This is a genomic window from Methylobacterium sp. ME121 (genome assembly GCF_000974725.1).
Taxonomy (GTDB): Bacteria; Pseudomonadota; Alphaproteobacteria; order Rhizobiales; family Beijerinckiaceae; genus Methylobacterium; species Methylobacterium radiotolerans.
Genome location: NZ_BBUX01000015.1, coordinates 59,691 through 73,425, shown reverse-complemented (window position 1 = coordinate 73,425; position 13,735 = coordinate 59,691). Strand labels below are relative to the sequence as shown.

The 13,735-nt window shown below is 70.5% G+C and carries 10 protein-coding genes; 5 read left to right on the top strand and 5 right to left on the bottom strand.

What is annotated here, in order from left to right:
* Positions 1–16: 16 nt before the first annotated feature.
* The gene (locus ME121_RS12685) at positions 17–718 is read right to left on the bottom strand and encodes a GntR family transcriptional regulator (protein ID WP_043073671.1); all 702 of its coding nucleotides are present in this window, start codon (positions 716–718) and stop codon (positions 17–19) included.
* A 192-nt stretch (positions 719–910) separates the two neighbouring features.
* Here ME121_RS12685 and ME121_RS12680 point away from each other — a divergent pair, with 192 nt between their 5' ends.
* From ME121_RS12680 to ME121_RS12665, 4 genes are all read left to right on the top strand, one after another.
* Positions 911–1,630, top strand: coding sequence for a ribonuclease activity regulator RraA (locus ME121_RS12680; protein WP_059408930.1), 720 nt, complete (start codon positions 911–913; stop codon positions 1,628–1,630).
* A gap of 81 nt (positions 1,631–1,711) precedes the next feature.
* Positions 1,712–3,019 (top strand): MFS transporter, encoded by a 1,308-nt coding sequence (locus ME121_RS12675; RefSeq protein WP_012319095.1) that lies wholly within the window; start codon positions 1,712–1,714, stop codon positions 3,017–3,019.
* A 16-nt stretch (positions 3,020–3,035) separates the two neighbouring features.
* Positions 3,036–4,766 carry an L-arabinonate dehydratase gene (gene araD, locus ME121_RS12670; protein ID WP_029359483.1) on the top strand — a complete coding sequence of 577 codons (1,731 nt, stop codon included), beginning with the start codon at positions 3,036–3,038 and terminating at the stop codon, positions 4,764–4,766.
* 51 nt (positions 4,767–4,817) lie between these two features.
* The gene (locus ME121_RS12665) at positions 4,818–5,822 is read left to right on the top strand and encodes an SMP-30/gluconolactonase/LRE family protein (RefSeq protein ID WP_089231347.1); all 1,005 of its coding nucleotides are present in this window, start codon (positions 4,818–4,820) and stop codon (positions 5,820–5,822) included.
* A 132-nt stretch (positions 5,823–5,954) separates the two neighbouring features.
* On the opposite strand, the gene metH is transcribed toward ME121_RS12665, so the two are convergent.
* The 3 genes from metH to ME121_RS12650 all read right to left on the bottom strand — a co-directional run bounded on the left by metH (position 5,955) and on the right by ME121_RS12650 (position 12,006).
* The gene (gene metH, locus ME121_RS12660) at positions 5,955–9,707 is read right to left on the bottom strand and encodes a methionine synthase (protein ID WP_059408929.1); all 3,753 of its coding nucleotides are present in this window, start codon (positions 9,705–9,707) and stop codon (positions 5,955–5,957) included.
* A 302-nt stretch (positions 9,708–10,009) separates the two neighbouring features.
* Positions 10,010–10,930, bottom strand: a complete 921-nt coding sequence (gene metF, locus ME121_RS12655; protein WP_024830136.1) for a methylenetetrahydrofolate reductase [NAD(P)H] — start codon at positions 10,928–10,930, stop codon at positions 10,010–10,012.
* 56 nt (positions 10,931–10,986) lie between these two features.
* Positions 10,987–12,006, bottom strand: coding sequence for an ArsR/SmtB family transcription factor (locus tag ME121_RS12650; protein ID WP_024830135.1), 1,020 nt, complete (start codon positions 12,004–12,006; stop codon positions 10,987–10,989).
* 153 nt (positions 12,007–12,159) lie between these two features.
* On the opposite strand from ME121_RS12650, the gene ME121_RS12645 reads away from it, so the two are divergent.
* A complete protein-coding gene (locus ME121_RS12645) occupies positions 12,160–12,741 on the top strand; it encodes a histidine phosphatase family protein (RefSeq protein ID WP_059408928.1) in 582 nt (193 codons plus the stop codon).
* Between the two features lie 3 nt (positions 12,742–12,744).
* On the opposite strand, the gene ME121_RS12640 is transcribed toward ME121_RS12645, so the two are convergent.
* Positions 12,745–13,641, bottom strand: coding sequence for a bestrophin family protein (locus ME121_RS12640; RefSeq protein ID WP_012319102.1), 897 nt, complete (start codon positions 13,639–13,641; stop codon positions 12,745–12,747).
* Between the last annotated feature and the right edge of the window lie 94 nt (positions 13,642–13,735).

Sequence of the window (13,735 nt, the reverse complement as noted above, 5' to 3'; positions counted from 1 at the left end):
CGGGGCGGTCAACCTGTCAGACGAGGGGCCGCCGGTCGAGGGCCCGGCGGGTCATCTGGTCGAGAAAGTCGAACAGCGTCCCGATCCCGGCAAGGGCCGTACCCGCGTCCCGCGCCGCGATGCCCGACACGATCGCCGCGTGGATCGCGGCGCAGTCCGGGAAGCTCGCCGTCGGCTCGTAGGTGTACCAGAACCGGCGCGACTGCGCGTGGAGCGCCGCCATGGTGCCGGTGAGCGTCGGGTTGTGGGCGGCGCCGACCAGGCCCTCGTGCAGGGCGCGCTTGTGCCGGAAATACGCTTCTCGATCACGGGCCTCGGCGGTGCTGCGCAGCCCGCCGACGCAGTCCAGCAGCCGCGCCACGTCGGCCTCGGTGGCGCGCGCGATGGCGCAGCGGGCCACGGTCTCGTCGAGGGGGCGCCGCACCTCCAGCAGTTCGAGGTGCTTGATGATGTCGACCTGGGTGACGAGGACGCCGCGGCGCGGGTGGACCTCCACGAACCCGATCGTCTTCAGCCGCGCCAGCGCCTCGCGGACCGGGGTCCGGCCGAGGCCCAGCTCGGCGCCGAGTTCGCCCTCTGAGACCATGGCGCCGGGCGCGAGGCGGCGGCTGATGATCATCTGCTCGATGGCGTCGTAGGCGGTCTCGGCGAGCGAGCGCGGCCTCGGCGCGTCCGCCGGCGTCGCGCGCCCGCGGCCCGCAAATTCCAATCCGGCCAAGAACTTCCCCGTCGATCTGTGTCCGTATCCGTCGCAACCTGCGCCGGTTGACAATGGCGCCGCGCGGCGCGTTACTCAAGACTTGGGATATCAGTCCGCGCGCAGCGCGGGCAGGAGCCAAGGCCGGCGCAAGCGACGGGTGATTGTCACCGTTGCCGGGCGTGGAGACCGAGGCCCGGGGAGGAGAAGCGGATGTCCGGGTTGTCCCCTGAGACGCGCGCCAAGCTGAAGACCGTCAGCACGGCGACGCTGATGACCGCCCTCTACAAGCGCGGCTTCCGCAACCAGATGATCCAGGGCGTGCTGCCGCTGAAGGCCGGCGGCCCGACGATGGTCGGCGAGGCCTATACCCTGCGCTACATCCCGGCCCGGGAGGACCTGAACCCGATCACGGTGTTCCGCGACCGCGCGCACCCGCAGCGCAAGGCCGTGGAGGAGTGCCCGCCCGGCGCCGTGATGGTGATCGACAGCCGGAAGGACGCCCGTGCCGCCTCCGCGGGCTCGATCCTGGCGACCCGGCTGATGGTGCGCGGCTGCGCCGGGCTCGTCACCGACGGCGGCTTCCGCGATGCCGACGAGATCGCCCGGCTCGAGATGCCGAGCTACCACGCGCGCCCGTCGGCGCCGACGAACCTCACGGTCCACCAGGCGATCGACATCAACGTGCCGATCGGCTGCGGCGACGCGCCCGTCTTCCCCGGCGACGTGATCGTCGGCGACGGCGACGGGGTGGCGGTGATCCCGGCCCACCTCGCGGACGCGGTCGCCGACGAGGCCGTGGAGATGACCGCCTACGAGGATTTCGTCACCGAGGAGATTCGCAAGGGCCGCACAATCCTCGGCCTCTACCCTGCCACCGACGAACAGAGCCTCGCCGATTTCGCCGCCTGGCGGACGCGGACCGGTCGCTGAGCGTGCCGCACCGGCCCGCTCCGTCCCGGCCCGCGCTCGGCAACGGGCCGGGACGCGTCGGATTCGGCTCGGGGGGACGCCATGGCGGCGGGGTTGCACGGGGGCGATGCGGCGCCGGAGATCGAGCGGCGGACGATCGCCAAGGTGTCGCGGCGTCTTCTGCCGCTGATCGTCCTGATCTACTTCGTCGCCTACATGGACCGGACGAATGTAGGCTTCGCCTCGTTCGGGCTGGACCGGGAATTCGGGTTCTCCGCCACGGTCTACGGCTGGGCGGCCGGCATCTTCTTCCTCGGCTACGTCATCTTCGAAGTGCCGAGCAACGTCCTGCTGGAGCGCGCCGGGGCGCGGTTCTGGATCGCCCGGATCATGGTCACCTGGGGGCTTGTGGCGGGCAGCATGGCCCTCATCACCGGCCCGGCGAGCTTCCTCGCCCTGCGCTTCCTGCTGGGCGTGGCCGAGGCCGGCTTCTTCCCCGGCGTGATCCTCTATTTCACCTACTGGTTCCCGAAGCGGTACCGGGCGCGCGTGGTCGCCGCGCTGTTCCTGGCGGTCCCGGGCTCGAACGCCCTCACCGCCGTGATCTCGGGGGCGCTGCTCCAGCTCGACGGGGCGCTCGGCCTGCACGGCTGGCAGTGGCTGTTCCTCCTCGAGGCGGCGCCCTCGATCCTGCTGGCCTTCGCGGTCCTGGCGCTGATGACCGACCGGCCCGAACAGGCGGCGTGGCTCACGGTCGAGGAGCGGCTGTGGCTGGAGGCGGAGCTCGCGGCGGAGCGGGACGGCACCGTCAGGACCCACGGGCACTTCACCCTGGGGCAGGTCCTCACCGACCGGCGCGTGCTGGCGCTGGGGGCGATCTACTTCAGTATCGGCACCGCCACCTACGGCATCACCTTCTTCCTGCCGCCGATCCTGAAGAGCCTGCACCTCACCGACTGGGAGACGGGCGTCGCCACGGCGGTGCCCTACGGCGTCGGCACCCTGGGCATGATCGCCTGGAGCTGGTCGTCGGACCGGCGCGACGAGCGCCGCTGGCACTTCGCGATCGCCGCCCTGGTCGCCGCCCTCGGCCTCTTCGCCTCCGGACCGGTGCTGGGCAGTCTCTGGGCGCTCACGGCGATGTCGGCGGCCACGCTCGGGCTCTACGGGAGCAAGCCCGCCTTCTGGGCGATGCCGGGGGAGTTCCTGGCCGGGCCCGCGGCCGCGGGAGGGATCGCGCTGATCAACGCGATCGGCAATCTCGGCGGCTTCGTCGGCCCCTACGTCCTGGGCTGGCTCAAGGATCACACCGGCACCTACGAGGCCGGCCTCTACTTCCTGGCGGCTTGCGCGCTCGTCTCCGCGGCGATCACGCTCGCCGCCGTCCGCCCGGCCGGGCCGAACGCGTGAGACCGGAGACAGAGCGATGACCGCGCGCAAGAAGACCCTGGACGACCTGCGCAGCCAGCGCTGGTTCGGCGCCACCGACCTGCGCAGCTTCGGCCACCGCTCGCGCATGCTGCAGATGGGCTACGAGCGGGCGGATTTCACCGGCAAGCCGATCGTCGGCATCATCAACACCTGGAGCGACATCAACCCCTGCCACCAGCATTTCCGCGAGCGCGTGGAGCACGTGAAGCGCGGCGTCTGGCAGGCGGGCGGCTTCCCGATCGAGCTGCCGGCGCTGTCGCTGTCCGAGAACTTCGTCAAGCCGACCACGATGCTCTACCGCAACCTCCTGGCCATGGAGGTGGAGGAGCTGCTGCGCCAGCATCCCGTGGACGGCGCGGTGCTGATGGGCGGCTGCGACAAGACCACGCCCGGCACCGTCATGGGCGGGATCTCCATGGACCTGCCGATGATCTTCCTGCCGGCCGGACCGATGATGCGCGGGCATTTCGGCGGCACGATCTTGGGCTCCGGCTCGGATGTCTGGAAGTACTGGGCCGAGAAGGAGGCCGGGAACATCACCACCCAGCAGTGGAACGACATGGAGGCGGGCATCGCCCGCTCCGCCGGGACCTGCATGACCATGGGCACGGCCTCGACCATGACGGCGATCACCGAGGCGCTGGGTCTGTCCCTGCCGGGCTCGGCCTCGATCCCGGCAGCGGACGCGGATCATCCGCGGATGGCCGGCGCCTGCGGCCGGCGGATCGTCGAGATGATCTGGGAGGACCTGAAGCCGTCCGACATCCTCGACCGCCGCTCGATCGACAACGCGCTGGTGGTCCACAACGCGCTCGCCGGCTCCACCAACGCGATGATCCACCTCGTGGCCATGGCAGGCCGGGCCGGCATCCCGGTCAAGCTCACCGAGTTCGACGAGTTCGCCCAGAGGGTGCCGGTGATCGCCAACCTCCGGCCGTCGGGTCAGTGGCTGATGGAGGATTTCCACATCGCGGGCGGCATCCGCGCCCTGATGGCGCGCCTGTCCCCCCTGCTCCACCTCGATGCCCGCTCGGTCACCGGCGGCACGGTCGGCGACGGGCTCGCCGGCATGAAGGTGTTCAACGACGACGTGATCCGGCCCCTCGACCGGCCGATCGTCGCCATGGGCGGGACCGCGATCCTCTACGGCAACCTCGCCCCGGACGGCTGCGTGATCAAGCCGCCGGCCGCCGACCCGCGCTTTCTGAACCATACCGGTCCCGCGCTGGTCTTCGACAGCTACGACGCGATGAACGCCGCGGTGAACGACCTCGACCTCGACGTCACCCCCGACCACGTGATGATCCTGCGCAATGCCGGGCCGATCGGCGGCCCCGGCATGCCCGAATGGGGCATGCTGCCGATCCCCAAGGTCCTGCTCCGGCAGGGCGTGCGCGACATGGTCCGGATCTCGGACGCGCGGATGAGCGGCACCAGCTACGGCGCCTGCATCCTGCACGTCGCGCCGGAATCCGCTGCGGGCGGCCCGCTCGCGGCGGTGCGCGACGGCGACCTCATCACCGTGGACGTGCCCGGGCGGCGGATCCACCTGCATCTCGACGACGCCGAGATCGCGGCGCGGGTGAAGGCGTTCCGGCCGCCGGACCGGGTCTATCCGCGCGGCTATAACTGGCTGTTCGCCCAGCACGTGCGGCAGGCGCACGAGGGGTGCGATTTCGACTTTCTGGAGGGCGCCGGGGGGATCCCGGAACCCGAGATTCACTGACCGGCCCGAGCCGTCGGCAACAGGCGGCGGGCCGCACCACAGGGAGGGACCATGGTCATGATCGCACGCAGGGGGCTGCTCGCCGGAGCGGCCCTGCTCGGCGCCGCGCGGGCGGCCGGAGCCGGCTGGGAGCCGTCGCAGCGGGTGCCCGACCCGGCCGTCGAGATCCTCGATCCGGCCTTCGCCAAGTACCGCCTCGCCTCGGCGACGGTGGAGCGGGTCGCCACCGGCTTCCGCTGGGCCGAGGGGCCGGTCTGGTTCGGCGACATGGGATCGCTGCTGTTCAGCGACGTGGTCAACGACCGGATCATGAAGTGGGAGGAGGCGTCGGGCGCGCTCTCGGTGTTCCGCAAGCCGTCGAACTACGCCAACGGCAACACCCGCGACCGGCAGGGCCGGCTGATCACCTGCCAGCACAGGACCCGCAGCGTCACCCGGACCGAGCATGACGGCAGCCTCACCACGCTGCTCGACCGGTTCGACGGCAAGCCGCTGAACTCGCCGAACGACGTCGTCTGCCATTCCGACGGAGCCGTGTGGTTCACCGATCCGGCCTTCGGGCCGAACCCGCACGAGGCGATGGCCGCGCCGGAACTGCCCGGCACCGTCTATCGGATCGACCCCAGGACGGGGCAGGCCAGCGTCGCGGTCGAGGGCGTGGCGGGTCCGAACGGGCTCTGCTTCTCGCCGGACGAGTCCAAGCTCTACGTCATCGAGGCGCGGGCGAAGCCGAACCGCCTGATCCGCGTCTACGACGTGGTCGAGAACGGCACCAAGACCGCGAACGGGCGGGTGTTCTACGACGCCGGCACCGGCACGCCGGACGGGTTCCGCGTCGACGTCGACGGCAATCTCTGGTGCGGCTGGGGGATGAGCGAGGCCGAGGACGGGGTCATCGTGCTCTCGCCGCAGGCCAAGCTGATCGGCCGGATCCGCCTGCCCGAGCGCTGCGCCAACCTGTGCTTCGGCGGCCTCAACCGCAACCTGCTGCTGATGACGGCCTCGCACTCGGTTTATGCGCTGTACGTGAATACGCGGGGCGCCGGGACCTGCTGAGGCTGGACGGCCGGTGGGGCCGCCGGGCCGTCCTCGCGGGCGGGGCGAGCAATCCAGGATAGCGCCACGCTGACCGATGTCGCGCTGCCCTGGGTCGCTTCGCTCCGCTCACGATGACGGCGGTGGCCCGCCCTACTCGGCCGCCTGCGGCAGGTACCGCGCCGGGTCGTAGTTCAGGATCGGCCCGAGCCAGCGCTCGACCTCGCGGACATCCATCCCCTTGCGGGCGGCGTAATCCTCGACCTGATCCCGCTCCACCTTGGCGACGCCGAAATAGTGCGCCTCCGGGTGGGCGATGTAGATCCCCGACACCGACGAGCCCGGCCACATGGCGTAGGACTCGGTGAGCTTCACGCCGATCCGGCTCTCGGCCTTGAGCAGGTCGAACAGAGTCGTCTTCTCGGTGTGGTCGGGCTGAGCCGGGTAGCCCGGGGCCGGGCGGATGCCGTCGTACTTCTCCAGCACCAGCTCATCGGGGCCGTAGGCCTCGTCGGCCGCGTAGCCCCAGAACTCCTTGCGCACCCGCTCGTGCATCCGCTCGGCGAAGGCCTCGGCGATGCGGTCGGCGAGCGCCTTCACGAGGATCGCCCGGTAATCGTCGTTCGCCCGCTCGAAGCGCTCGGCGATCCGCACCTCCTCCAGACCCGCCGTGACCACGAAGCCGCCGACATAATCGGCAATGCCGGTCTCGGCCGGCGCCACGAAGTCCGACAGGCAGGTGTTCGACCGCCCGTCGCGCTTCGAGAGCTGCTGGCGCAGGCCGTGGAAGGTGGCGAGCCGCTCCGACCGGCTCTCGCCGGTGTAGAGCGCGATGTCGTCGCCGACGCTGTTGGCCGGCCAGAAGCCGATCACCGCCTTCGGGTTGAACCAGCGCTCCTCCACGATCTGCTTCAGCATGCCTTGCGCGTCCTCGTAGAGGGCGCGGGCGGCCGGGCCCTGCTCCGGGTCGTCCAGGATCGCCGGGAAGCGGCCCTTGAACTCGTAGGTCTGCAGGAACGGCGTCCAGTCGATGTAGGGCACGAGGTCCGCGACCTCGTAGGAGCCGTAGACCCGGGTGCCGGTGAAGCTGGGCTTGGCCGGCTTGTAGGCCGACCAGTCGATCTTGAACGCGTTGGTCCGCGCCTTGGCGAGCGGGAGCCGCTGCTTGTCGGCCTCCGACCGCTTGTGGGCGTCGGCGACCTTGGCGTACTCGGCCCGGACCTTCTCGATCGTGGCGCTGCGGGTCTCTTTGGAGATCAGGCTCGAGACCACGCCGACCGCGCGGCTCGCGTCGGTGACGTAGACCGCCTGACCCTTGGCGTAGGCCGGGTGGATCTTCACCGCCGTGTGGACGCGGCTCGTGGTGGCGCCGCCGATCAGCAGCGGCACGTCGAGACCCTCGCGCTCCATCTCGCCCGCCACGTGGACCATCTCATCGAGCGACGGTGTGATCAGGCCGGACAGGCCGACGATGTCGACCTTCTCGGTCTTGGCGGTCTCCAGGATCTTGGCGGCCGGCACCATCACGCCGAGATCGATGATCTCGTAGTTGTTGCAGGCCAGCACGACGCCGACGATGTTCTTGCCGATGTCGTGGACGTCGCCCTTCACGGTGGCCATCAGCACCTTGCCGGCGGCCTGTCGCTTGCCGTCGCCGCCGTTGGCGCGCTTCTCCTCCTCCATGAACGGCTCGAGATAGGCGACCGCCTGCTTCATCACGCGGGCCGACTTCACGACTTGGGGCAGGAACATCTTTCCGGAGCCGAACAGGTCGCCGACCACGTTCATGCCGGCCATCAGCGGGCCCTCGATGACGTGGAGCGGGCGCTCGGCCTTCTGTCGCGCCTCCTCGGTGTCGGCCACGATGTACTCGGTGATGCCGTTGACCAGCGCGTGCTCGATGCGCTTCTCGACGGGCGCCTCGCGCCACGTCAGGTCGGCGGTCTTGGCCTGGGCCGAGGCGCCGGTCTTGAAGCGCTCGGCGGCCTCCAGCAGGCGCTCGGTGGAATCGTCGCGGCGGTTGAGGACCACGTCCTCGCACAGCTCGCGCAGCTCCGCCGGGATCTCGTCGTACACGGCGAGCTGGCCGGCATTGACGATGCCCATGTCCATGCCGGCCTTGATGCAGTGGAACAGGAACACCGCGTGCATCGCCTCGCGCACCGGCTCGTTGCCGCGGAACGCGAAGGACAGGTTCGAGACGCCGCCCGAGATATGGGCGTGCGGCAGGGTCTCGCGGATCGTGCGGGTCGCCTCGATGAAGGCCACGCCGTACGGGTTGTGTTCCTCGATACCGGTGGCGACGGCGAAGATGTTCGGATCGAAGATGATGTCCTCGGGCGGGAAGCCGACCTGCTCGGTCAGGATCCGGTAGGCCTTGGTGCAGATCTCGACCTTGCGCTCGTAGGAATCCGCCTGCCCCTGCTCGTCGAAGGCCATCACCACCACGGCGGCCCCGTAGGAGCGGCAGACCTTGGCGGCCTCGATGAACTTCTCCTCGCCCTCCTTCATCGAGATCGAGTTCACGATCGGCTTGCCCTGGATGCACTTCAGGCCGGCCTCGATCACCTCGAACTTCGAGGAATCGACCATCACGGGCACCCGGGCGATGTCGGGCTCGGCGGCGACGAGGTTCAGGAACTCGACCATCGCCTTCTGGGAGTCGAGCAGGCCCTCGTCCATGTTGACGTCGATCACCTGGGCGCCGGCTGCCACCTGATCGCGGGCGACGTCGAGCGCCGCCGCGTAGTCGCCGTTGGTGATGAGCTTGCGGAACTTGGCCGAGCCGGTGACGTTCGTGCGCTCGCCCACGTTCACGAAGGGGATTTCCGGCGTGAGCACGAAGGGCTCGAGGCCCGAGAGCCGCATCAGGCGCGGCACCTCGGGGATCGGCCGCGGCGCCTTGCCGGCGACGGCCTCCGCGATGGCGCGGATGTGGTCCGGGGTGGTGCCGCAGCAGCCGCCGACCATGTTGACGAGGCCGGATTCGGCGAACTCGCCGACCAGCTTGCCCATCGCCTCCGGACTCTCGTCGTAGAGGCCGAACTCGTTCGGCAGGCCGGCATTCGGGTAGGCGCAGACCAGGGTATCGCAGATCCGCGACAGCTCGGCGATGTGGCCGCGCATCTCGCGGGCACCGAGCGCGCAGTTGAGGCCGAAGGTCAGCGGCTCGGAATGGCGCAGGGAGTGCCAGAAGGCCGCCGGGGTCTGGCCCGACAGGGTGCGGCCCGAGAGATCCGTGATCGTGCCGGAGATCTGGATCGGCAGGCGGATGCCGGTCTCGTCGAAGACCTGCCACGCCGCCGCCACCGCCGCCTTGGCGTTCAGCGTGTCGAAGATCGTCTCGATCAGGATCAGCTCGGCGCCGCCGTCGATCAGGCCGCGGACCTGCTCGACATAGGCCTGCTTGACCTGATCGAAGGTCACGGCCCGGAAGCCCGGGTTGTTCACGTCCGGCGAGATCGACAAAGTCCGGTTCGTCGGGCCGATGGCGCCGGCCACGAAGCGGCGGCGGCCGTCCTTCTCCTCGGCGAGCTTGGCGGCCTCCCGGGCGAGCCGCGCCCCCTCGGTGTTCAGCTCGTGGATGATCGACTCCATGCCGTAATCGGCCTGGGCGATGGTGGTGCCCGAGAAGGTGTTGGTCTCGCAGACGTCGGCGCCGGCCAGGAAGTAGTCGAGGTGGATCTGCCGGATCGCGTCGGGCTGGGTCAGGATCAGGAGGTCGTTGTTGCCCTTCTGATCGTGGCCGTGATCCTTGAACCGGTCGCCGCGGAAATCCTCTTCCGAGAACTTCAGCCGCTGGATCACGGTGCCCATCGCCCCGTCGAGGACGAGGATCTTTTCCGCCGCGCGCTGGCGCAGGGCCTTCGCGATCTCGGTGCCGTCGACGGGGGCAAAATCGGTCATCGTGCGTCCTGTCAGATCACCTCGTCCCGAGGTGCCGGAGCGAAGCGGAGGCCTCGCAGGAGGCCGCCTGATATCTCGGTGTTCCCTGAAACCCTCCTTCAAGGCCGCTGCTGCGACACCTCAGGAGGGTGAAAAACTTCGTTCTATCAGACGCTTCCGTGCCATGGGCGCGGAAGCGTCCCCGTCTTTGTGAGCAAAGCGAAGCGATCCAGCTGCGCCACGCTCACGGAGGTCGCGCTGCCCTGGGTCGCTTCGCTGCGCGCGCGATGGCGGATCGGGATCGTCGAGCGCAGTCTCGAGAATCAAGCCGCCGCCTTCGCCGCCGCCAGCTTCGGCGCCTGGGCGCGCAGGCCGAGCAGGTGGCAGATCGCGTAGACCAGATCCGAGCGGTTCATCGAGTAGAAGTGGAAGTCGTTGACGCCCTCATCCACCAAGTCGAGCACCTGCTCAGCCGCCACCGCGGCGGCGACGAGGCGGCGGGTCTCCACGTCGTCCTCCAGCCCCTCGAACCGGGCGGCCAGCCAGTAGGGCACCGAGGCGCCGGTGCGGCGGGCGAAGTTCGCCGCCTGCTTGAAGTTCTGCACCGGCAGGATGCCCGGGATGATCGGGATGGTGATCCCGGCCGCCCGGACCTTCTCCAGGTAGCGCAGGTAGATCTCGTTCTCGAAGAAGAACTGGGTGATCGCCTGATCGGCCCCGGCATCGACCTTGGCCTTCAGGGCGTCGATGTCGGCGTCCAGCGAGGCCGCCTCGGGATGCTTCTCGGGGTAGGCCGAGACCGAGACCTTGAAGTCGCCGATCCGCTTGATCCCCTGCACCAGCTCGGCGGTCGAGGCGTAGCCTTCCGGATGGGGCCGGTAGGCGTGGCCGACGCCCTCGGCCGGGTCGCCGCGCAGGGCCACGATGTGGCGCACGCCCGCGTCCCAGTAGGACTGCACCACCGCGTCGATCTCGTCGCGGGAGGCGTCCACGCAGGTGAGGTGGGCGGCGGGCTTGAGGCCGGTCTCGCGGACCATCCGGGCGACCGTGTTGTGGGTGCGCTCGCGGGTCGAGCCACCGGCCCCGTAGGTCACCGAGACGAAGCTCGGCTGCAGCGGCGCGAGGCGCTCGATGGAGTTCCAGAGGATCTTCTCCATCTCGTCGGTCTTCGGCGGGAAGAACTCGATCGAGACGCGGATCGGGTGGTAGCCGTCGCGGCTGGCGCGGTGGGTGGAGCGGCGCATCGGGGTCTCGTCCTCTATGTCGGTCGGTTCAGACGAAGTCTGCGGAGTTCGGTGTCTCAGGCGACGGCGCGCTGAGGCTGTTCTGTGTCGGTCAGCCCGTCCTGGGCCAGCCCGTCCTGGGCCAGCCAGAGGGTGACGGTGAGCTGGCCGGACTCGCGCGGCGCCAGATCGCGGGTGGCGACCGTGGCGAGGCCGGCCTCGGCGAGCCAGCCGGAGACTTGGTCGGCCGAGAAGCCGAGGCGCCGGTGGGCCTGTCCGGTGCGCAGGAACTCCAGATCGTGCGGCGCGAAATCCACCACCAGCAGGCGGCCGCCCGGCGCCACGAGCCGCGCGGCGCCGCGGAGCGCCCGGGCCGGATCGTCGAGATAATGCAGCACCTGATGGACCACGACGAGGTCGAAACTCGCCCGCGCGAAGGGCGGCGCGTGAATGTCGCCCTGCCGCAGATCGACCCGCGCGAGGCCCTGGCGCTCCAGGTTGGCCCGGGCGACGGACAGCATGGCGTGGCTCGAATCGAGGCCGGTGGCCCGGCCGGCCCGGGGCGCCAGGAGGCCGAGCATCCGGCCGGTGCCGGTCCCGAGATCGATCAGGCTGCCGATCGGGCGGTCGCCCAGGGCGTCGAGCACCGCGGCCTCCACGATCGCCTCGGGCACGTGCAGGGAGCGCAGCTCGTCCCATTTGGGAGCCAGCCGGGCGAAGAAGGTCGTGGCCGCCTCGGCCCGCTGCGCCCGGACGGCGTCGAGCCGCGCGCGGTCCTCCGAGAGCGGCGGCGCGGTCCGGTCGAGCCCGGACAGCAGCGGGTCCGCCAGGCCGGCGCGGGCGTCGGACAGCCGGAAGAACGCCCAGGCCCCCTCGCGGTGGCGCTCGACCAGCCCTGCCTCCACCAGGAGCTTAAGGTGGCGGGAGATCCGCGGCTGGGACTGGCCGAGGATGTCGGTGAGGTCGGAGACCGACAGCTCACCCTCGACGAGGAGCGCCAGGATACGCAGGCGCGTCTCCTCCGCGGCCGCACGCAGGACGCCCAGGGCTTCCGGAAAGGGGATCGACCCCGCCTCTTGCCTGCGTTCGATAGACATAAAGATATGTTTATGTCCGTTTCGACGCGGACGCAAGCGCGATCTTGAACCGGCCTGAGGCGATCGTGCCGAGCCGATGAGACGGTAGCGCGGCGGCCGCGTTGACGGCAGGATCGATGGCAGGGCCGCGGACCGCGCGCCCGGGAGGCGCGCATGGCCGAGAGCCCGTTCCCGCAGATCACGCTGGTCCGCCACGGCGAGACCGCCTGGAGCCTGTCCGGTCAGCATACCGGGCGCAGCGACATCCCCCTGACGCCGGAGGGCGAGGAGGCGGCGCGCGCCCTCGCCCCGCGCCTGGCGGCCCGCGCCTACGCGGAGGTCTGGTCGAGCCCGTCGAGCCGGGCGGCCACGACCTGCGCGCTGGCGGGTTTCGGCGACCGCCGCATGATCGACCCGGATCTCGCGGAGTGGGATTACGGCGCCTACGAGGGCCGGACCACGAAGGCGATCCTGGCCGAGCGGCCGGACTGGCGCCTGTTCCGCGACGGCTGCCCCGGCGGCGAGACGGCGGCGGACGTCGGTGTCCGGGCGGACCGGGTCATCGCCCGGGCCCGCGCCCGCGACGCCGACCTGATCGTGTTCTCCAGCGCGCATGTCCTGCGCGTGCTCGCCGCGCGCTGGATCGGCCTGGAGGCGCGGGGCGGCGCGCTCCTCGTCCTCGGCACGGCGAGCGTCTCGGTCCTCGGCTACGAGCACGACCGGACCGAGCCCGTGCTGCGCGCCTGGAACGGGTAGGCGCTAGCGCAGCCAGTACCCGTCCGGCGCCAGCGCCTGGGGCATCGGCTCGCCGAGGGCGTGGTGGACGATGCGGTCCACGGCGCGGACCATGGCGTCGAGGGGCAGGTCGTTGGGCTCGGTGCCGAACGGTTCCTCCAGCTCGTCGCCGAGGGCGTCCAGGCCGAAGAACGTGTAGGCCACGAGCGCGACCACGATCGGGGTCGCCCAGCCGAGCGAGCCGGTGAGGCCCACCGGCAGGAGCAGGCAGTAGAGCCACGCGGTCCGGTACACGAGCAGCGTGTAGGCGAAGGGCAGCGGCGTGTTGGCGAGCCGCTCGCAGGCGGTGTGCACGCCCGACAGCGCCTCGATCCGGGCCTCGAGGATGCCGAACTGGATGTCGCTGAGCCGGCCCGCGCGCGTCAGCGCGGCGAGGTCGCGGGTGATGGCGGCCAGGACCGAGTCGGTGGGGTTCGGACCGGACAGGTCCGAACCCGGGCTGGTCCGGTCGACGGCGGCGGCCTCGTCCAGGTCGCGCAGGCGGGCGTGGAGGCCGTGCGCGAAGGCCGACAGGCGCCGGAGCTGGAGCGCGGCCTCCCGCTCGGGCAGCAGGGCCGGGAGGGAGCGAGCGAGGTTGCGCACCTCGCCGATCAGGTTGCCCCAGTGCTTCCGGGCCTCCCACCAGCGCTCGTAGCAGGCGTTGTTGCGGAAGCTCAGGAAGATCGAGAGGGCGAGCCCGACCACGGTGAACGGCGTCACACCGGCGCTGATCGGGAACAGCGCGGGCCAGCGCGACTCCGCCCACACCACCGCGCACGAGACCGCGATGATCCCGGCGAGCTTGGGCGCCACCCGCGGCAGGATCGAGCCGCGCAGGGTGAACAGCAGGGTCAGCAGGCTGGGCCGGGTGCGGACGATCATCGGGACTTCGGCGATGCGGTGCCGCCGTCCTGCCCTGCCCCCTCCGGACCCGCAAGCGACGTCTCCGTGAGCTCGGCAGTTCCATCGGGCTCGG